We start from the raw sequence: 22,062 nt of genomic DNA on the forward strand, positions 1-22,062 counted from the left end.
ATGTTATGTAGTCATCTTTTTTACCTTGAAATGCCAATAGCGTTGATGAGAATTCTACCTGATTATATTAAAAAGGCGCCCCGGCGCCGTAATACCAGCTACGCCCGGGGTGCCTTTATAGATTAATCTATTCCAAGTTCTCGCCATTCGAGGCAATGACTTTTTGGTACCAGCCAAAGCTCTTTTTCTTATACCGATTTAATGTGCCTTGTCCCTTGTCATCCTGATCCACGTAGATCACGCCATAACGCTTGGACATTTCCGAAGTGGATGCACTGATGATATCAATCGCTCCCCAGTTGGTATATCCCATCAGGTCCACACCATCCATAACGGCTTCTTTCATTTGTGTGATATGTTTTCTCAGATAATCAATCCGGTAATCATCGTTGATGGAACCGTCTGCTTCAACGGTATCTTTGGCACCAAGGCCATTCTCCACCACAAACAGTGGCAATTGATAACGGTCATACAGCTCTTTCAATGCCACGCGCAGGCCGATCGGATCAAGCTGCCAGCCCCACTCTGTACGCTCCAGATTCGGGTTCTTAATTGTACTGTACAGGTTGCCTCCAGTTACTCCATATTCCTCTGGGTTCACTGCGGACACCAAGGATGTGTAATAACTGAACGAGATGAAATCAACCGTGTGCTCACGCAGGATCTGCTCGTCCCCAGGTTCCATGGCAATGGTAATCCCGTTCTCTGCCCAATACCGAGCCATAAACGTTGGATAACTACCACGAACTTGTACATCCGTATGCAACAGGTTCAGCTGGTTATCGATCTGTGCTTGTAGCACATCCTCTGGCTTCGACGTCGCCGGGTAGTGAATCATACGCGCAAGCATACATCCGATCTGGATGTTCGGGTTAATCTGACGTGCCTTTTCTGTCACCAGGCTGCTGGCTACAAATTGATGATGAAGTGCCTGATAAGAAGCCTGCATCGTGTTCTCAACCCGGTCTTCAATAATACCGCCACCTGTGAACGGTTCAATAATGGTTGTATTAATCTCATTAAACGTCAACCAGTATTTTACCTTGTCCTTGTATCGATTCATCACGGTTTCCGCATATCTCACAAAGTGTCCAATCACTTCGCGGCCAGCCCAGCCGTTATATTTCAGGACAAGTGCCATAGGCATCTCATAATGCGAGAGTGTTACCAGTGGTTCGATATCGTATTTCCGGAGTTCATCGAACACTTCGTCATAGAAGCGCAATCCCTCTTCATTTGGCTCGGCATCATAACCATTTGGGAAAATACGCGGCCAGTTGATGGACAGACGGAATGTCTTGAAGCCCAGCTCGGCGAACAATGCAATATCCTCTTTGAACCGGTGATAAAAATCAATCCCGTAACGCTTCGGATAACCTTCTGCACTGTGATGTGCCATTGCTTTCTCAACCGTTGCACTGGTAACATGCATCAGTTCTCTAAGGTTGGTGTAGTCCTTTTTCTCAAAATAAGGAACCATGTCGGCTGTCGACCATCCTTTACCACCAGCGTCGAATCCACCTTCAGCCTGGTTAGCGGCAATAGCGCCGCCCCATAGAAAACCTTCCGGAAACCCTTGTCGATTAATCATTCGAATCTCTCCTTCTTTTGTTGATATTGTTAGTCCTAAGACGGACAGTTTAAATCTCAGCTTTCAAGACGTCTTCACCCATCGTGATTTCGCCCAATTTCACAGGTAGAACCTGCTTGTAATCAGCCGTATTGGTAACAACCATAGCGGTTGTGATGTCGTATTCTTTTGCAATCTCGGCCAGTTCAAACGTGAGTAATTTGTCTCCAGCCTGTACACGTGCTCCTGTAGCAACATGTGCATCAAAATACTGTCCACGCAGCTTCACCGTGTTAATTCCAACATGAATCAGCAATTCCATTCCGTTATCACTGCGGACAACGATCGCATGTTTTGTTTTGAACACATTCATGATGGTACCTGTCACTGGAGAGACCAATTCACCCACCGTTGGAACAAATGCCACACCTTTACCCATCAATTCATCACCAAATGTTGGATCATTGACTTCTTTGAGCGGGATGGATTTACCTGTCATCGGTGCAACAGCTACTGCATCACTCGTTGGTGTTGGATCGCCCATGTCGTCCACATTTACGGTTGTAGCATCGTTGGAAACAACTTTCGCTGGTGCTGTAGAAGCACCCGGTGAGAATTGAGCCAAAGCCTCTGCGTCTCCTTCTTCTTCCTTGATACCAAATATCGTAGACATGATTGCACCCACGATAAAGGCCAAAATCATACCCCCAAAGGAATACCAGAAGGTTTGTCCGATCAGGGAAGGAAGTCCTGGCAGACCACCGTTACCCGCAAGTACATACGCTTTCGCGCCAAAAGCAAGGGCGAATCCGCCACCCACTGCACTACCAATCATCGCTGCGGCAAATGGTTTTTTATACTTCATGTTAACCCCGTACATAGCTGGCTCCGTTACACCCATGAGTGCGGTGAAACTCGTTGACAATGCCACGGTTTTGAGTTTTTTATCTTTTGCCCGGAAGAATACGCCGAGTGTTGCACCAGCCTGACCCATATTGGAGATAAAGGTTAATGGTAAGAATTTATCGAAGCCCAGTGTAGCGATATTACTCAGGATGATCGGCACAAGTGCATAGTGCATTCCTGTCATAATAATGAGCGCCATCGCGCCGCCAAGAACAATACCTGCAATCAATCCGCCTTCATTCAGCAGCCAGTTGATGCCGCCAGACAATCCACTACCTACAAATGTACCCAATGGGCCGATCGCAATCAGCGTTACCGGAACCATAACAAGTAAGGTAATCAGCGGCACAAGTAGCAGCTTGAGTGCAGCAGGGATAACACGGTCAATCCATTTCTCGACATAGGACATCAACCATACTGCAAGAAGAATTGGGATAACCGACGAGGCATAACTTACTGCCGTAACCGGGATTCCCAAAAATCCAACTGATTCACCGCTAGATAACAATGCTGTCATGTCTGGATACATGAGTGCCGTACCTAGTGCAATCGCGACAAACGGGTTACTGCCGAATTTACGAGCAGCGCTGACTGCAATCAGTAAAGGCAGGTAGTGGAATACGCCGTCACCAATGGCTGAAAGAATACGATACGTATCCGTTCCGGCAGACATCCAACCTACGGATACAAATAGTGCAAGTAATCCTTTGAGCATACCTGCCGCGGTAATCGCTGGGAGCATCGGCGCAAAGACACCTGCAATTGTTTCAAAAATTTTCAGCACGACATTTTGTTTTTTATCCGACTTTGGCTCTTTGTTTTCTGTAGTTTGCTGGATTGCCGGATTTTCCTTTACCATGGCATCGAATACTTTTGCCACATCATTACCGATAATGACTTGGAATTGATCGCCGGAAATATTCGTTCCCATGACCTTATCCAGTTTCTTGAGTGAGCCGTTATCAACTTTCTCGTTGTTTTTCAGATCAAAGCGCAAACGTGTGACGCAGTGATAAACTGAGTTAATATTGTTTGTTCCCCCAACGGCTTTAATGATTTCCTGCGCCGTTTCCTGATGTTTCATGATGTTTTCCTCCTCATTTTTCCAATAAAAAATACCCGAACGAATCTAGCGCATATGGATGGCGCCATCTCATTCGGGTATTGCCTGATTGAACAGTAACAAGCCCATAGGATATCCAGTTGTAATTTGATTCTATTGCGTGGACTTTTCGTCCCGCTTGGTTTTCATCAAACGTTCCAGATGGAGCGTTAGATATAACTGCTCAGAGTGAGTCATGTCATACTGATAGTTCTTATGGATAAAAGTCTCGATCTTGCCAATACATTTGAATGTCTCCGGATAGTTTTTCCGAACCACTTCATATAAATACTCCTCAGCATCATCATGTGAAGAATGGGTAATGACACGCTGACAGAAATATTTCAAATGGGTGATGAAGCGGAAATAATTGACGCTATCTTCATCCAATTCGACGTTGAAGTGATATTTGATGATATTCATGATCTCCTGCAACAGCTGCATCAGATGGGTGACATCGTTCATGGAATCATTCACTTCCGCATTGATGAAATGTAAGGCAATATTACAGATTTCATCTTTGGGAAACTCAATATCCAGTCTTTCCTTCAGCAAGGTCAGTGCTTCTCTGGCCACATCGTACTCCGCCTTATAGAAGTGCTGAACTTCCCAAGAAAGTGGATTACGAGTAATCATTCCTTTTTCCAAGCGTTGAACAGCAAAGTGAATGTGATCAGACAGCGAGACATAGATCCCGTCACTGATGGTTTTGTTCAATTGCGTTCGTGCCAGTGTCACAATATCATCTGTTGCCTGCAGAATCTCAATCGGCACTTCAGCTACGATGGATTTGAATTTCTCATAAATTGATGCATCCTGAAGACGAAATACCTTCTCAATCCGCTCTTCATCAATCTCATCGCCTGCTTTGAACTTAAATCCGATACCCCGGCCGAGGATCAGTAGTTCCTGATTTTTGTCATCCACGGTACTGACAATATTGTTATTAAATATCTGTTTAATAATCATTATGGACCCACCTGGTTTTTTTTGAGGAATAAAAAAGGGCAAAACCAAAACAGAAATAATAAAATCATTTCCATAGTGGTTTTGCCCGCATTACCGGTAACAAGCCTCGGATATAATTTATCATAACCTGAAAACGGTGTCAACCCAGAAATACTACTATTGCTATTCCACTTTTTTTAGGTCATATGAAACATTTACCTTTTATGTTATTTTGAATTGAGATATAACCTTTGATATCTAATAATATGACCCAAACTAATCAGGAGGATTCACTTTGAAAAAAATCACTTCATTTACCGCCGTCATTGCTGCCATCTCGCTATTGTTATCAGCGCCGCCCACCTTGGCTGCAAAATTCAATAACCTCTCGTTGATAGAGAATTACATATCCGCTGACCAGCTGGATCGGAAGACACAAAAACTTTTGAATGATGAAATAGTTAAACTCGTGGGGAAACAGAACATTCAATTCATCAAAATAGACACATCATTTGATCCGTGGGTCATTAACGGAACTATAGATGGAACTGGATTCGCAGATTTCACACAAAGATACGATCCTGATACAAATCATGTCGCGTCCACCCTTATCATGTATGATACCGCTGATCTCAATAAAGTCATGGATAATGCGCTGCGCCTGAAGCTTGATGCCTTCTTAAAAACATTTGAGGATGAAGATATCTTCATTAAAAGTGGTTTTTGGCGTTTCAAAGCCAATGATCAGGACCATGGACATTTACTCCAAAACTACTGGGTCATCTTTGGACCAAGTCAACAACTTTACATCGATGTGGACAAAGATAATCAAATGTCGGCAATTCTGCAATATAAAATCGATGATTCCTATGCCTGGATGACAAACATAGCACGAAATTCACTCAAAACACTTGGAATACCCTCAGTAAAAGCTTTTGATTACACCTTATTTACCGTAGAAGGAAAAGATATGTTATGGCAGTATAGGGATGACGACAATCTAAATTACGTACATATCGGCAGCAAGACCGGAAAGGTATGGAAAGTCACCAACGAATTAGGTATCAACTGGAAAAATGATGCTGATTTCAAAAAGTCTTTTGCCAAGCCCAAGCTCAGCAAAAACAAAGCACTATCTATCGCTGTACCTACAGTCAGATCTATATTTGGTATTGAGCTAAAAGGTTATTCCGTTCGTATCCAAGAGAACGAGTACACCTTCACGAAAAAAGGAGCCACGACGCTTATCGGTAAAATCAATACAAAAGGCGCATTTTATTCGTTTGAAGCCATTCCTTCAAAAGGGGTAAGAAACTAACTTACATAATAAAAAACAGGCGGCTTGAAGCGCCGATTTAAAATTGCATAAGAAATACTCCGCTTTATGACGACAGTAGATTTAATCTTGTCATCATAAAAGCGGAGCCGGTATCATCAATCTACGCTTGACGTGCTTATTAGGCAGCCCTTCTTTCGAAGGGCCTTTCATCATTGCTGGAACGTCACATTAATCTGTACAATCTCCGAACGACTACTAGTACGAATTGGAGGTCCCCAGAATCCAAATCCTGATGTTACGATGGAGTGCATAGAGCCCTTTTGCAGATAACCCCAATCGTTCTCATAAATGGCCTGTGTGATGAACTGAGCCGGTGCGATCTGACCACGATGGGTGTGACCAGATACGACCAGATCTACATTATTCTGCTCCGCAATATCCAGATCATACGGCTGGTGATCCATCATAAGTACCGGTTGGGTCAAATCAGTGCCTTGCATTAAAGTAGCTACTTCTGCCCGATCCTTCTCTGTTCGGTCTTTCCGACCAATGAGGGTGATCTTGTCATTCAGCACGATCTTGTCATCGTACAAAACTTGCATGTTGCTCTTCTCCAGCGCAGCAATCAGATCTTCAATCGGACCATCGAACTTATCGTGATTCCCGAGTGAAGCATAGACGCCGTATGGAGCCTGAATGTCACTGATAATATCGGCAATTCCGCTATTGAGGTACATATCCAGATTGTCATCAATAATATCTCCAGGATACAGCACCAGATCCGGCTTCAGTGCATTAATTTCCTCCACCATGCGTTTGGCATGTGCAGGGCCAGATAGAAGTCCAAAGTGCATATCGGCAGCCATGACAATGTTGAGCTTGTCTACACCTTCTACTTTTTTATCAATCTGGATATTATATGTTCTGACTACAGGGCTGTAAGCGTTGAAAATTCCGTAACCCAATGTGGACACTAACAGCACCAGCGTAACAACTCCCGCCCATTTCTGTGTGTGATGTCTTGGAATACGGGTTAATCTCAGCAACCACATCGTGAGGTGGACGACGGGCAGGATCAACAATAACAACGAGAAGATTGCCAGCCAGTAAGAACCGATGATACCGAGGAACGAAATGCTTCCAAATACCCGTGCCAAAATGAAGGAAACGGCAAGGAACACAATCGCTATAATATAAAACCATCGAAATCTGGCGGACACAACTGGTTTCATCCAACTCCAACCGCTCCAACCTATGTAGAACACTAATAAACCGTATACGACCAAAAACAATATACCTGCTAATACAAACATGCCCGGTCTAACCTCCACGTCAATAAGTTGTATTCTGAATTTTCATCACGGACACAGGTCCGTCTGAACAAGTATAACGTAGTTGAAGGGTCAGTTCATCTGTTTGCCAAACCCAGATTCGTACATTTTATTACAATTTGATGATATTCAAATTCGAACCATTAACGAGAAAAAGCATTCCCGCTGCCGCCCTGAATAGCTAAATTCAAGGGCAACTGCAGGAATGCTATATTTTCGGAATTAAAATTACTCGTTTGTGTCCATCCACTGGAAGTGGAATGAACCTTCTTTGTCCACACGTTTGAATGTGTGAGCACCGAAGTAGTCACGTTGTGCTTGCAGCAAGTTGGCTGGCAAACGTTCTGTACGGTAGCTGTCGTAGTAAGACAGTGCGCTGGAGAATCCAGGTACTGGAATACCTTGTTTTACAGCAGCCGCTATAACTTCACGCCATGCACCTTGATAAGATTCAACGATGTTTTGGAAGTAAGGATCCAAGAGCAGGTTTTTGAGTTCTGCATCTTTGTCATATGCTTCTTTAATGTTTTGCAAGAACTGCGAACGGATGATGCAACCACCACGGAAGATCATGGCAATGTTACCGTATTTCAGATCCCAGCCGTATTCATCGGAAGCTGCACGCATTTGTGCAAATCCTTGTGCATAGGATACGATTTTACTTGCAAACAATGCTTTACGCACGTTCTCGATGAACGCTTTTTTGTCGCCAGAGAATGCTTCAGTTGCTGGTCCATTCAGGATTTTGCTAGCTGCTACACGCTCGTCCTTCATCGCAGAGAGGAAACGGGAGAATACGGATTCCGTAATCATGGACAATGGAACGCCGAGATCCAGCGCACTTTGGCTTGTCCATTTACCTGTTCCTTTTTGTCCAGCCGCGTCCAGAATAACGTCAACCATTGGTTTGCCTGTTTCTGGATCGTATTTGGAGAAGATATCTGCCGTGATTTCGATCAGGTAGCTGTCCAGCTCCCCTTGATTCCACTCGGTGAAGATCTCATGCAACTCTTCAACGGAAACGTTCAATACGGATTTGAGCAAGTGATAAGCTTCACCAATCAACTGCATATCTCCGTACTCGATACCGTTATGCACCATTTTCACATAGTGTCCGGCACCGTCTGGTCCGATATATGTGCTGCAAGCGTCATCGCCAACTTTGGCAGAGATCGCTGTCAGGATCGGTTCTACCAACTGATAAGCACTTTCCTGACCGCCTGGCATGATTGCCGGGCCTTTCAGTGCGCCTTCTTCACCACCGGATACACCTGCTCCGATGAAGCGGAAACCTTTTTCTTCCAGTTCTTTACTGCGACGTTGTGTGTCAGGGAAGTAAGCATTACCTCCATCGATAATAATGTCGCCTTGATCCAGATGAGGAAGCAGTTGCTCGATCGTTGCATCTGTTGCTTTACCTGCTTGGACCATGATCAGAATTTTACGCGGAGACTCCAGGGATTCCACGAATTCTTCAATAGTGAACGCACCTGTCAGGTTTTTACCTTCTGCTTCTTTCAGAAGATCGTTCGTTTTCTCCGGGGAACGGTTAAATACCGCTACCGAGAAACCTTTGCTTTCAATATTCAAAGCCAAGTTTTTACCCATTACTGCCAATCCAATAACACCAATCTGTTGTTTACTCATTATGTCCTCCCAATACTCCATTATTTATATAGTAAGTTGAAACGAATGAATGGTTATAGATTATTGTACTGTTTTTTTCCAGTCAGCTGCAAATTTGTCCATACCTTGATCTGTCAGTGGGTGTTTGGAGATTTGTTCAATGACGGAGAATGGAACAGTAGCGATATGTGCTCCCGCCATTGCTACACGTGTAACGTGATCCGGATGTCTTACAGAAGCTGCAATAATCTGTGCATCCAGGTTATGTGTACGGAACAATTCAGCAATTTTGGTAACCAATTGTACGCCATCCTCGGAGATATCATCAAGACGTCCCAGGAATGGGGATACATATGTTGCACCAGCACGAGCAGCTAGAAGTGCCTGGTTCACAGTGAAGATCAACGTTACGTTGGTTTTCACACCTTTTTTGGTCAAGTAACGGCAAGCTTCAAGTCCTGCTAGTGTCATCGGCAATTTGATCGTGATGTTTTTGTCGCTGTTGTTAATTTTGATCAACTCGTCTGCTTGCGCGATCATTTCTTCAGCAGTAAGGGCATCTGGTGTCACTTCCGCAGAAACGGACTCCACTTCAGGTACCAAACGCAAGATTTCTTCAATACGATCTTCGAATTTCACGCCCTCTTTGGCTACCAAAGATGGGTTTGTTGTTACGCCAGATAATACGCCGATTTTGTATGCTTTTTGGATATCTTCCACGTTAGCTGTATCGATAAAAAATTTCATGATTAAATTACCTCCAGATATATTTTTTATTTTGGTTTAGAGATTCGCATTAACCGCCAAGGGTATGCTATTTGTAACTACAGACTCCTGATCCGCCGGCTCATCAAACCACCAGTGGTGACCTTCTTCTTCAAGCATAACATCTGATTCAACCGGTCCATAGCTACCCGCAGGATACAGGTGAAGTGGCAACAGATTTTCCTGGAATGCATCCAGAATTGGCTGCACCCATGCCCATGACAATTCTACTTCATCCCAGTGGGCAAAGAATGTTGGATCACCCAGCAAAGCATCACGAATCAGATTCTCGTAAGCTTCCGCAAGGTCACCTTTGTCCGGAGAAAGATCAATATGAACCGGTTTGAATTCACCTTTATTCTCAGGATCACTTGCATTCAGTTGCAATGTCATGCTCTGATCCGGACTCATCTCAATGACGAGCAGGTTTGGCTTGGAACCCTTGTTTTTCAGCACATTTGTCTGTCCTGAAGGTTCTTTGAATTCAATCACGATACGTGTTGATTTCTCCTTCATTCTTTTACCCGTGCGAATGTAAAACGGAACACCACGCCAGAAGAAATCATCAATTTGCAATTTGGCAGCAATGAATGTGTCATTCATCGTATTCTCGGCTACACCCGGTTCAGCAGTATACGCATTTACCGGTTTACCTTGAATGTTGCCTTCTGCATACTGTCCACGGATGATGTTTGCGCCCACAGTTTGTTTTTGTAACGGCTGGATCGATTCCATAATGTGTTTTTTCTTCAATCCAACTTTTTCGGAAGTACTGTTGTATGGAAGCTGAATCGCCATCATCATGAGCAATTGCAACATATGATTCTGGAACATGTCTCGCACTGCACCAACATGATCATAATAGGATGCACGTTCTTCGACACCTACAGTCTCATTCGCCGTAATTTGCACATTGGAGATGTAACGGTTGTTCCATAAAGCCTTCATGATTGGGTTACTCTGATGCAACGTCTCCAAACGCTGTACCATCGGTTTGCCCAAATAGTGGTCAATCCGATAAATCTCTTCCTCCGTGAACGATTCGCTTAATTTGCGATTAAGGTCTCTGGCGGACTGCAGGTCGTGACCAAATGGCTTCTCGATGACGAGACGTTTCCAGCCCTCTGTGGAACCCAGTCCACTTTCTTGAATGTTCTCGGCAATCGGTTCGAAGAATTCCGGACCAACCGAGAGATAAAACAAGCGATTGGACGGAATGCCAAGTTCAGCTTCTCTTTGTTCAACTAATCCCAACAGCTTTATATAATCTTCCTTATGGCTTATATTCAATACACTGTAGCGGAAAGCTTTCACAAATGACTTCACAACTTCAGGATCAGCCTGGCGTCTGGAAAATTCATTAAGTGATTTTTCCACTTGTGCCTGAAAGAATTCATCAGACCAATCTCTACGCCCCAGACCAATCAATGAGAAGGTTTCAGGAAGCTTCTGCTCAAGATATAAGTTATATAAGGCAGGATATATTTTTCTTTTGGCTAAATCGCCAGTTGCACCAAATAAAACAATGGTAGTTGGTTCCATCTTACCGTTCTCCTTCCAAGTAACTCTGGTTTCTTTGTTGTAGTTACACTATAATACGTTTTATAGCCATACAAGTAATTAATATATTTCACAGGAGCTATAGACCACATCTATGACTACAAATTACGAACTATATAAAGTCTTTTATTGGGCCGCCAAAACGGGAAGTTTGACACAGGCTGCGAAAGCACTGTATATCACTCAACCCAGCGTCAGTCATGCCATTAAGCAATTGGAAGAGAGCTTTGGTCTTACCTTGTTTTATCGAAATTCCAAGGGTGTAGCGTTGACACAGGAAGGTGCCAGTCTATACTCCTATATTGAACAATCCCAGATTCTGATCTCCCTTGCGGAAGAAAAAATGGCCGCACTGAAGAATCTCGACAATGGTGAACTCCGGATTGGTGGCAGTGACTCCCTATTCAAGCATTACATGCTGGCGTATTTAGAGGAATTCCACACCTTGTACCCTAACATCAAGCTACATCTGAGTCATGGAACTACGCCGGAAGTCATCACCTTTCTGAAAGAAGGCAAGATCGATCTTGGTGTTGTTCGGATGCCCATTGTTGATCCACAGCTAGAAGTCAGGGAAAGTATTCAGTTGAAGGACTGTTTTGTAGCTGGGGAACGTTATGCTCAGTTGAAGGGTAAAGTCATGACACTTGAGATGCTTCTTGAGCATCAACTGATCCTCTTCTCCCGGAACAGCCGGGTTCGGATGGCTATAACCGAGTTGTTTAACAGCTATAATTACACGTTGAAACCTGAGATTGAGGTTGGTAGCGTTGATCTGTTGATTGAGTTTGCGCGTCGAGGACTGGGTATTTCCTATGTCACACGTGAATTTATATCCAAAGAGCTGGAGGAAGGTTCTCTCTTCGAAATTCAGCTTGATGTCCCGCTCCCCCCTTCCCATGTGGGGATTATGACCAAGCGCAATATGCCGATCTCTCTGGCTGCCAACCGGTTTATGGATCTCATTTTCAAATCCTGAGTGGTTATAATGCCAAAAGGTACAACAAAGAGCCCCACCGTCCAGTTATGGAGGATGAGGCTCTTTGGCCTGCATAATGTATGTGTTTATCTAACGATTAAAGACTCACCAGATAGGACGCGTCCAATATAAGGGCAACCTTACCATTACCGAGGATCGTTGCGCCAGATAGATGGTTCATCGCTCCCAGATACGTACCGAGTGTCTTAATAACGACTTCCTGATTTCCTATAATCTCATCTACTGCGTAAGCTGCAATTTTATCAACGGAACGCACGATCACCAGTGGAATGGTCTTGGATTTGCGGTCTGTTCGTGGATAGTTGAGCCTGTCGCACAGTCGGTGAAAAGGTACAATTCGTCCATGATTCAGGATCGCTTGTTGCCCCTGGATCATCTGAATATCTTCAGGTGAAATTCGAACAATCTCAGCAACATTATACATCGGCAAGATCAGCACACGACCCGATACTTTGACTAACAGACCTTTAATAATCGCCAGTGTGAGCGGTAGACGAATCGTAAACGTGGTACCCACACCTACCTCCGTATCAATATCAATTATACCGTTGAGTCGCCCGATCTGACTACGCACGATGTCCATTCCAACACCGCGTCCTGATACTTCACTGACAGAAGAAGCCGTCGAGAAGCCAGGTTCAAATATGAGGTGGACAGCTTCCTGTGTTGTTAGGCGTGCAGCCTGTTCCTCACTAATGATGCCCTTGCCCAAGGCGGAAGCTTTAATCTTCTCACCATCGATACCTTTGCCATCATCCGAATAACGAATGACAACATGATTTTCTTCATGAAACGAAGTTAATGTAATACGTCCTTTGGACGGCTTACCGTTCTCCGCCCGAATCTCTGCACTTTCAATGCCATGATCTGCACTGTTGCGGATGAGATGGATCAGCGGGTCACTCAGTTCTTCAATAATCATCCGGTCAAGCTCAGTCTCTCCACCTTGAATAACCAGTTCCAGATCCTTACCCAGCTTCTGTGATAGGTCACGAACCAATCTCGGGAAGCGACTGAATAGTTGATCAATGGGTAACATCCGTGTCTTCATTACACCTTCTTGGAGTTCCTTGATTACCCTGCCCATATGATCGGATACACCACTAATACTCCGGATGAGTGTTGAAGACTCCTTACGCGCACCCGATCCACTCAGATCTGCAAGGGATGTCTGATCAATTAACAGTTCACCGACCAAATTCATCAAATGGTCCAGACGTTCAACACTCACACGAACTGTAGGTTGAGCAGCTTTCACTTTCTCATCCGGCCCAGTTGTATCCACGGTAGGCAAGCTTTGTTTCGTTTGCTCTGTTTCAGAGATTAATTCAAGTGGTGCAGACGTCGCTGCAACCTCATTGGATTCCAGCAGATATGGATCAATCTCCAGCATATGAATATCCGAGTCTGAAGACAGCTCTGCCTTAAGCTGCTGTTGGTCATTCGACGTTGCTACGATGATGATGAACTGACCATAATGATCATCTTCATTTTGCGCGCCCGGTTGACTCTCCATGAGCGCAGTAGCGACAACCGTACCACAGATGTCCTCGATACGTTGTCGTAAAATATGATATCTGGCCGCTTTCATCATGCACTTCTGCTCCAGCACAACATGAATGGACAATAACTGCTTGCCTGACACAATAGCTACCTGTGCCATAATCGACTCTGCTGGTTGCAATTGAGGTGTTTTAAGTTGCCCGACTACTGTCGGGGTCTGAATTAAATCCTTTATTTCTCTTACTACTGCTCGAAAATCTGCATAGGCTTCCCCACGGATGTACTGATCACGAAGCACCTTCATGGCGTCCAAAGAGCGGAACAACGTATCAATTAGCTCCGAAGTCATCTCCGGTTTTTTCTCCCGGACCCATTCAAGAGCATACTCCACTTCATGCGTAAGGTCGCTTAATTCACGGAAATCCATAGTGGATGCCGATCCCTTGATGGTATGGGCTGCCCGAAACAGCGTCTGAACCAGTTCTACAGAAGGCGAAAGCTCCAATGCCAATAAAGACTGATCCATACGTTCCAGTTGATCATTCAGTTCTTCGATAAAGATGTCACGGTAGGCAGACAAATCCATCATTCGTATATACCTCCCTAACCGCCCAATATTTCGTCCAGTTTCAAAATGCCCACAAGCTTGTCTTCCTGTTGACCCACACCATGGAATAAACCTTCACGGTTACGACCATATCCGCCGGTTGGCGGATGTATGTCCGAATATGTGGTTACCTTGTTCACGCGATCCACGATCAAGCCAATATATTCATCCTGATGTCGAACTACGATAATACGCGTCGCTCTGGTGTCCGCTTCATCCGGCATACCCAGCAAATTACGAAGGCTCATTACACATACAACCTTGCCACGCAGATTAACTACCCCTTTGATCTCTGGGCGGCTGAATGGGATATCTGTAATGCTGAGCATTTTAATAATTTCGTGAATTTCTTCGATTCGAATGGCGCAAGTCTCTGCACCTACAGACAGTTCAATATATTGTTCCTTCTGAAGTGAAGACATCGATTCACCCTCAATTCAATTTTATTAATTTGTTTTGAAGGCAGCTGCCGAATTCGCCAGTTCTTCCGCAAGATGCGCCAAAGACTGGCATGTTGCCGCTGTCTCTTCAGACGCTGCAGCGGATTCCTCACTGGAAGCCGAGATGGATTCAACAGAGCTCATCACCTCTGCGGCTTGGGCTGCTTCTTCTTCACATGCAGCAGCAATTTCGTTTACTTTCTGTGAAGAGTTATTGACCATATCAATGATCTGATCAAACGCCTGTCCCGTCATGGAAGACTGCTCAACACTGGCTGCTACAGCCTGTACACTTTGTCTCGTATTTTCCTGCATTGCTTTGATGATGGCTGTAATTTCTTTGGTCGCCTCGCCACTTCGTTCGGCAAGCTTCCGGACTTCATCTGCTACTACGGCGAATCCTCGTCCTTGTTCTCCGGCACGTGCCGCTTCAATTGCAGCATTCAGCGCTAGCAGATTGGTCTGCTCAGCAATATCATCAATCACTTCAATGATGTCACCGATTTTACGAGAATCATCTTCAAGTTTAGTCATTTTTGTATTAACAGCTTGCATACCTTCCAATGAAGTCTGTACAACAAGTCCACCTTCACGAGCAGTCTTCACCGTATCGTTGGACAGTTCAGCCGCTTCTTCCGCACTTGCAGCGACGGAGTTAATGGCAAGTGAAAGCTCCTTGAACAATTCGGAGATATTTCCCGCCTCACTGGATTGGCTTGTGCTGGTGCTCGCAATTTCCTGTGTGCTGGCTGAGATCTGTTCCGAAGAAGCAGCAACACTTTGGGAGTTCATCACGATATTGTTAATTAACTCTTTCAGATTATCGACCATCCGATTCAGTGCCGCGGCTAGTTGACCCACTTCATCTTTGCTGGATATGTCTGACTTAAGGGTGAGATTTCCGTTGGCAACTTCCGTAGCTAGACCCAGCATGGCCATGAGCGGCTTCGAAATGGAGCGAGAGATGATATATCCAATGAGAATACTGAAGAGTACGGACAGAACCACAAGAATTATCGTTACTTTAAATGCTTGTGAATAGGCAGCCTGAGATTGTATATTCGCCTGTTCAGCCATACTTTCATTAAGTTCGATCAAATTGGTAAGGAGTTCTACAATCCTGTCTCCTTGTGGTTTAAGCTCAATTTTAAGGTAGGTATTAAAGGCACTTTGATCATCTGCGACAGCCAGATTAGTTGCTCGTTCAAACATTGTTAAATATCCTGGATATTCCGCATCAAAATTACGGAGTAACTCTATTTCTTCAGGGGTTGTTGCAAGCGGACGATAGATGGTCAGGCGATCATTCACACTCTGACGGATCGAAGCGATGTTCTCCGTGATCCGAGTTTTTTCGGTTTCAACGGTTTCGAAGCTCAGATCACGCACGTTCACACGCATTCTTTGATAATCAATCTGAGCAGAGGATAATTCTTTCACAGAGATTAGATTGTTGTTATACATCTCTTGCATTCGTTCATTCGTACTTCTCAATGTTACTACAGAGTAGACGCCAAGCGCCGCAAGGATTATCGACACAACTAAAAACGCTGAGATAATCTTTGTTGCTGTTTTCAAATTTCCAAACCACTTCATGTAATCTCCTCCTAGGCATCGTAGTGTCCAGTTATGTATATAACGCTTGGTAAACCCTTCTCTTGGTCGCGCTCCAGACAACTTACGATCTATTTCGACATAAATATATTAAAACTGAATAGGAGATTTTTATTTCTATAAATTTGCACTATTATGAATTTTTATTTCAGATATAAAGAATCTTCTTTTTAATATAAATTATACTTCTTACCTATTAGATTACTTATTTCATTTACATATATACGTATAACCAACATTCTGCATTGAATTACACATACATCTCCATACAAAATTTCATGTGACATGATCTTCTTTTATTTATACAAGAAGTTATATAGTTCTTACGTCTAACAAATATCATTTTCCACACAAAAAATTATGTATTTTTGCTGTACACACTCAACATTTCAAGACCTAAGTCTAATAAATGATTACTTATACTGAGTCCATTTTCCCATAAAAAAAACCAAACCCGAATCAACAAAGTTTGGTTCTGAAGCGAAAAAATACACTTTAAATTAACATAAAACCCGTTTAAAACTAATTATTTATGTGTTATATAGTTGCTCCAGTTCCATTAGGCGGTCCTTAATCCTGTGCGGAATAATTCCAAACAGATTATCCCACGTCATGAACATCTCCGGTTTTAGTAGATATTCTTCGAACTCCATGGTAGGTACAAACGCTTTGGTCTGCAGATAACGCTCTACCTGATCATCGATCTGTTCATTTGTTTCAAAATAATCTTGAAACAACTCATTCACAAGTAGCCCATCACATCCAGCTTCGGCACCTGCTGCACTATACAGGTTTGGCAATAACTCAAATACAACCGGAAGTGGTGAGAAAGCATGTTTGCCAGGCTGTGAGTACAGACATACATGATGTCCAACCACATTGACCCGTTCCTTCAATAATCCACGTAGCACCTTCCCATGAAAGCTGGCTTCACAGTCTACTACCTCTCCGTCATGACCCACATAAACCCATACATGCTCCATTTCATACAGATGTCCAATCTCATAATCCCACCAGATTGCATATTCAATTACATATTGTACTACCTCGGTCGGAAACTTAATGTCCCTTCTGAACGATGGCGAAGGCCCAGATTGATGCAACACAGAAATGCCAACAAAATCAGGATAAAAGGGTTCGGCTCTGTCAAACATCAAAATAGGTGCATAACTCATTGCAGTTTCAAGCGTTTTCATTTCTGACATGTTCATTCATGAGTCCTCCGTTTTGGTTGGATGTTCATACTATACTAACAGAGAACGTAACCCACTGACTCAGGCATTTTGAATTTTTTCTAATAGAATACCAACCCCCTCTGTGGACTTTATACGATTAATACATCGACACATCAAAAAGCCTGCAACTGATATTCTCCAGTTACAGGCTGTGTACTTTGATAATAAATAAGGAATCTTGAATTAAGATTTCAGCTTAGGAGGGTGACACAGACGTCTTGGAAGGTGAAGTCGATTGATCAGAAACCTGTGTATCACACCCTATTGGGGGGCCTAGAATCGCATCATTTTTAATAGACGCAACAGCTCTCGCATATGCCTCTTCATCCAAACAGTACGCGCGGTGAGCCACCTCCGGCGGTGTAGCTGCCAAGAAATCCGCTCCAAACACAATATCAGGCGTTGGTTGATCAAAGATTGTTAATAAATATACATCATCTGTCTCAGCCACAAACCAGTGAAACCAGCCTTTCGGAAATACCACAACCTGACCTGGTTTCAGACGATATGTCAATCGTTCACGCGTAAACGGATTGAAGACTGACGCTGTAACTTCACCGGTGATGACCACAACCATCTCCGTGACATTGGTGTGCCAGTGCGGCTGCACAATGATTCCTTTGCTTAAGTACACGTTGAAGAAACCATTTGCAATGGTCGGCAGCTGTTCTCCAAACAACTGGGTTACATAGTTGCGTGAATCCCTCTGATAATTGACAACCGCATTGGAATCGGCTGCCAGCGGAACATTCGGGGCTTGTAAAATCGGATTTATCATACGATCATTTCTCCTCCTTGGGCATACATCTCATTGTTGTACTCTATGCCGGAGAATAGAAAGATAATACCGTTGACACATGTTATATATTGTTTTTAATCCTGAACATTAGGTTTCTTAGAATCATGTATAAACGAACTAGACTTGACCAGGGAATCTGCCTCCGGCTGCAATGCCTTGGGGTGATATGTGATCTATCTGGTTCATCTCATCATCCGTAAGCGAAACCTGTAACGCTCCTAAGTTCTCGTGAACTCTTTCCAGGTTGCGAGTCCCCGGGATCGGAACGATATGTTCTCCCTTTCCAAGTAACCAGGCCAGAGCAAGTTGAGAGACCGTGCATCCTTTTTGCTTAGCCATCTCTTGGATCAATCCAACAACCTCCAGATTTTTCTGAAAGTTCTCACCTTGGAAACGCGGATAGTGACGACGATAATCATCTTCCGGGAGATCGTCTATAGAACGGATCTGACCAGTCAGGAAACCACGTCCCAATGGGCTGTATGGAACCAAGCCTATGTTCAATTCATGCAGGACAGGCATAATCTCATCCTCAAGCTCTCGACTCCATAATGAATATTCGGTCTGCAACGCTGTAATCGGATGAACAGCATGTGCACGCCGAATGATCTCTACTGGCGCTTCGGACAGACCAATATATCGAATCTTCCCCTGTTGAACCAGATCGGCAAGTGTGCCTACCGTCTCTTCAATGGGTGTATTCGGATCAGGACGATGTTGATAATAGAGATCGATATAATCCATTCCCAGGTTGTAGAGACTCGCATCTACTGACTTTTTGATGTAGGCTGGATCTCCCTTGGGACCCTGCGTGTGTGTTATACCAAATTTGGTGGCAACGATTGCCTTGGATCTTCGACCTTGAAGCGCGCGTCCAAGCAGCTTTTCATTCCCTCCAAATCGCTGTTTTTCATACGCTCCGTACAGGTCCGCCGTATCAAACATGGTAACTCCTGCATCCAGCGCACCCTGAATGGTATGTACCGATTCGTCATTATCCGGCATCATCATCACACCCAGGCCAAGCGCAGATATTCGTAATTTATCATTTCCCAGTGTTCTTGTTATGAGCATGAGGCTCCCTCTTTTCATCTTGAAATAGAAACGTTAACTAGATACGTATGAACTTGAGTTCATTCTATTTCACTTCCGAGACCCCAACCACACTCTGTTTATGCTAGTAAAGAAATTACCAGTTTGATTAACTTTCTATATGGCAACAGGAACGTAAATACAACAATGAATGCCTGATTGGCTGTTCAGATTATTCATGGAAAAGATATCGTATGCATGCACAACGCCATCTGCCCGATCCGTCGTTTCAAGCAGGACACGATTGACTTGTTTTAACTCAACTTGGTGCAGGTTCCAGATCGTTCGGAAGTCTACACTTTCGTCAATCAATTGTTTCACGATTCTGCTAAATTCGGGGTCACTCGGATACTTGTCATAATACGTACGGAATACGGCTACCGAGTGCCGCGCGAATTCATCCCAGTTGTGCATACGCTCCCTGAGCGCTGTATCCAGAAATAAAATCCGCATCATTAAACGCTCATTCACATTCATCGACGAGAAGTTGAAAAGGTTCGTATCTGCAGCTTCATTCCAGGCAAGTACCTCAGAACGTTCATTGGTAATAAAGGAAGGATGAGTCAACTGGCCAATAATACTATGCCACCCTGGCTCCAGTTGCGAATACGAAGCAAGGAATTCATGTTCCGTATTAGGGTCCCATAAGTCAAATAGATGACTCTTCTCTTCCAGGGTTAAACGGAGCGCATCCGCTATACTCTGCATCACTTCTCGTGAAGCCGCCAACTCCCTACCCTGTTCGAGCCACGTGTAATACGTTGCACTGACACCAGCCAATACCGCTACTTCTTCCCGCCGTAGACCGGGTGTTCTTCGCTGTCCATAAGATCCTGACAATCCAACTTGTTCCGGTTGAATGCGGCTTCTCCGCGATTTCAAAAACTCACCCAGTTTTTTGTTACGGCTCATACTTGTATCCATAGACATCGTTCCTTTTTATAAAATTATTCAAGCCTATCCCAAAATGGTAGTCTCTGAATGACTTTGATATAATTCATCTATTATTAGTTCTACAGAATACTTGGTTTACAAGTAGCTTAGCATCGATTGGTGCAGAACGAAAGGAGCATAACATGATCCCCAATGTTGGAGATGTGTACTGCGTGTATGTCGAAAAATTACAACAATATACAGCCTGCCAGGTAACTGGACTGAAAGAAACGGAGGGTAAAACTTCCGACACGCTTGCCTCCGTCCTTCAGTTGGATTGGACTGGTGATCAACTGCCTAATGAAATGCAGCTTCATCAGATGAAACCGCTGATCTGTAACTTCTATTTCTGGCATGATCGACTTGCCCATAGTTTCGTGAGTGCTAGAGTTCCTTCACAGTATGTGCTTGCAGGTAACATCCTTCCTCTCTACACCGAGGAAACAAATACGTATGGCGGAGGCTGGCCAATCGGAGAAAGTCTCTATCTCCAGCGTGAATGGGAAGGTATCGATGCGATCCGAAGAGCGCAGTTCAAACAAGCTGCGGATGATGACAAAGAAGTGATGGTTGGCGATCGTGTAATGCGGCGCAGTACGAGTACACTCCGCGATTTCAGCCCTACATCTTCTGAAGATGTAGCCGAACTCTCAATGCTACCTTGTCTGACACATATTGAAATGGAGGGATATACGGAATCGATCTTTCCATTTATAGAGGACAACCCGTTCATTAATGAACTTCATATCATACATCATGGTCAAACGATGCTGGATATCAGCAACAGTCATCTGACCAAACTTATTGTGGATGTCAGCGGGTTGAAGGAGTTAATTTTAAACACAAAGATGAAAAGTCTGAATTTCACAGGTGAGCTGTCTCCTGATCTGCGTATCGCGGCTTATGAAGACGGTAAATGCATCACTCTCAATGTTCCATCGGGCCTGCCACAGGTTACGGGTATCTCACGACTTGAAGGTCTGCATATCAGAGATATTACGGAGCTCAATCTGGAGCCACTTGTGCAGTATTATCCTGAGCTTTCAGAGTTGCGACTGTGGGGTAAACCCGGCAATGTATCCCATATAGAGTCGATTCAGCATTTGGCAAATTTGCAAACCTTCACTACATATGACCTGTTCGGCTTCAATGGTGAAGAATTCCCTGATCCAGAGCAACTTCCAAAATTGGCTACGCTGTGGCTAACCAGCCTTCCTGCCGATGCAGCCAAATCGATCAAAACAAGATATAAAAAATTCGCTGCTGCCGGACTTGATATAGAGATCACCAAAGCACGCAAACCGGAATGGCTTGCGGAGAACCTGAACAATCCATTTCGGGATTGGGATGGGCGGGACCACATCAAGGCGGCACACGCCAAAAAAGCAGCTCAATTGTACAAACAGTGCTTGAAGGAAATCCGTCAATTAAGTCAAGATTTTAACAATCAGGAAGCTATGCACAAACAACTCGTCTCCATGGTTGAGAACTACACACAGACCTTCAACAAGATGGATGCCAAGACCGGCTTTATTGAAACTGTTGAGCGGGAAGAGATTTATGTTGTTCTAACGGAGATGCTGGATCAATTACAGCAGCATTTGGAACTGCGTCAAGATGATTTGATTAAGGTTAATCAGGACGAATTATATGAGGTATTTGATCGTTTGAGGAATTTCTAGGTTACGGAAAAAGGGTCCTGTTATGAAAATGGCAGGCCCTCTTTTGCATGAATAGAATTTCTTACACTCT

17 protein-coding genes are annotated in these 22,062 nt (G+C 44.0%); 3 read left to right on the top strand and 14 right to left on the bottom strand.

The genetic code is table 11. The annotated features are described in order from the left end of the window. Positions 1-127: 127 nt before the first annotated feature. The 3 genes from MHH92_RS17840 to licT all read right to left on the bottom strand — a co-directional run bounded on the left by MHH92_RS17840 (position 128) and on the right by licT (position 4,547). Positions 128-1,591, bottom strand: coding sequence for a glycoside hydrolase family 1 protein (locus MHH92_RS17840; protein WP_340905330.1), 1,464 nt, complete (start codon positions 1,589-1,591; stop codon positions 128-130). Positions 1,592-1,640: 49 nt separating this feature from the next. Further along, positions 1,641-3,560, bottom strand: a complete 1,920-nt coding sequence (locus MHH92_RS17845; protein ID WP_340905332.1) for a beta-glucoside-specific PTS transporter subunit IIABC — start codon at positions 3,558-3,560, stop codon at positions 1,641-1,643. A gap of 132 nt (positions 3,561-3,692) precedes the next feature. Further along, complete coding sequence (gene licT, locus MHH92_RS17850) at positions 3,693-4,547, bottom strand: BglG family transcription antiterminator LicT (RefSeq protein ID WP_036613466.1); 855 nt, start codon at positions 4,545-4,547, stop codon at positions 3,693-3,695. 274 nt (positions 4,548-4,821) lie between these two features. On the opposite strand from licT, the gene MHH92_RS17855 reads away from it, so the two are divergent. After that, complete coding sequence (locus MHH92_RS17855; RefSeq protein ID WP_340905335.1) at positions 4,822-5,844, top strand: hypothetical protein; 1,023 nt, start codon at positions 4,822-4,824, stop codon at positions 5,842-5,844. Positions 5,845-6,014: 170 nt separating this feature from the next. Here the strand turns inward: MHH92_RS17855 and MHH92_RS17860 are convergent, their stop codons facing one another. The 4 genes from MHH92_RS17860 to zwf form a co-directional block, all read right to left on the bottom strand. Continuing rightward, the gene (locus tag MHH92_RS17860) at positions 6,015-7,118 is read right to left on the bottom strand and encodes a metallophosphoesterase (protein WP_253501128.1); all 1,104 of its coding nucleotides are present in this window, start codon (positions 7,116-7,118) and stop codon (positions 6,015-6,017) included. A 246-nt stretch (positions 7,119-7,364) separates the two neighbouring features. Then, complete coding sequence (gene gndA / locus MHH92_RS17865) at positions 7,365-8,783, bottom strand: NADP-dependent phosphogluconate dehydrogenase (RefSeq protein WP_036613463.1); 1,419 nt, start codon at positions 8,781-8,783, stop codon at positions 7,365-7,367. A 60-nt stretch (positions 8,784-8,843) separates the two neighbouring features. Further along, complete coding sequence (fsa, locus tag MHH92_RS17870; protein WP_036613461.1) at positions 8,844-9,509, bottom strand: fructose-6-phosphate aldolase; 666 nt, start codon at positions 9,507-9,509, stop codon at positions 8,844-8,846. Between the two features lie 36 nt (positions 9,510-9,545). Further along, positions 9,546-11,069, bottom strand: coding sequence for a glucose-6-phosphate dehydrogenase (zwf, locus tag MHH92_RS17875; RefSeq protein ID WP_036613459.1), 1,524 nt, complete (start codon positions 11,067-11,069; stop codon positions 9,546-9,548). A gap of 112 nt (positions 11,070-11,181) precedes the next feature. Between zwf and MHH92_RS17880 the strand changes: the two genes are divergently transcribed. Continuing rightward, complete coding sequence (locus MHH92_RS17880; protein WP_036672843.1) at positions 11,182-12,066, top strand: LysR family transcriptional regulator; 885 nt, start codon at positions 11,182-11,184, stop codon at positions 12,064-12,066. A 97-nt stretch (positions 12,067-12,163) separates the two neighbouring features. On the opposite strand, the gene MHH92_RS17885 is transcribed toward MHH92_RS17880, so the two are convergent. From MHH92_RS17885 to MHH92_RS17915, 7 genes are all read right to left on the bottom strand, one after another. Next, a complete protein-coding gene (locus tag MHH92_RS17885; protein ID WP_340905339.1) occupies positions 12,164-14,179 on the bottom strand; it encodes a chemotaxis protein CheA in 2,016 nt (671 codons plus the stop codon). Positions 14,180-14,193: 14 nt separating this feature from the next. Continuing rightward, on the bottom strand, positions 14,194-14,619 hold the full coding sequence (locus MHH92_RS17890) for a chemotaxis protein CheW (protein ID WP_100527318.1): 426 nt from the start codon (positions 14,617-14,619) through the stop codon (positions 14,194-14,196). A gap of 24 nt (positions 14,620-14,643) precedes the next feature. Then, positions 14,644-16,233 (bottom strand): methyl-accepting chemotaxis protein, encoded by a 1,590-nt coding sequence (locus MHH92_RS17895; protein ID WP_340386602.1) that lies wholly within the window; start codon positions 16,231-16,233, stop codon positions 14,644-14,646. A gap of 548 nt (positions 16,234-16,781) precedes the next feature. Then, positions 16,782-17,462 carry a hypothetical protein gene (locus MHH92_RS17900; protein ID WP_127549464.1) on the bottom strand — a complete coding sequence of 227 codons (681 nt, stop codon included), beginning with the start codon at positions 17,460-17,462 and terminating at the stop codon, positions 16,782-16,784. Positions 17,463-17,682: 220 nt separating this feature from the next. After that, entirely contained in the window at positions 17,683-18,264 is a 582-nt protein-coding gene (locus MHH92_RS17905) for a cupin domain-containing protein (RefSeq protein ID WP_340905345.1), read from the bottom strand. A gap of 138 nt (positions 18,265-18,402) precedes the next feature. Further along, positions 18,403-19,359 carry an aldo/keto reductase gene (locus MHH92_RS17910; protein ID WP_047843469.1) on the bottom strand — a complete coding sequence of 319 codons (957 nt, stop codon included), beginning with the start codon at positions 19,357-19,359 and terminating at the stop codon, positions 18,403-18,405. 135 nt (positions 19,360-19,494) lie between these two features. Beyond that, complete coding sequence (locus MHH92_RS17915) at positions 19,495-20,301, bottom strand: helix-turn-helix transcriptional regulator (RefSeq protein ID WP_340905350.1); 807 nt, start codon at positions 20,299-20,301, stop codon at positions 19,495-19,497. Positions 20,302-20,453: 152 nt separating this feature from the next. On the opposite strand from MHH92_RS17915, the gene MHH92_RS17920 reads away from it, so the two are divergent. Beyond that, positions 20,454-21,992: a hypothetical protein gene (locus MHH92_RS17920; RefSeq protein WP_340905352.1), complete on the top strand. Its 1,539-nt coding sequence runs from the start codon at positions 20,454-20,456 to the stop codon at positions 21,990-21,992. Positions 21,993-22,062: the final 70 nt, after the last annotated feature.

It is taken from the genome of Paenibacillus sp. FSL M7-1414 (genome assembly GCF_038003195.1).
Classification (GTDB): domain Bacteria; phylum Bacillota; class Bacilli; order Paenibacillales; family Paenibacillaceae; genus Paenibacillus; species Paenibacillus amylolyticus.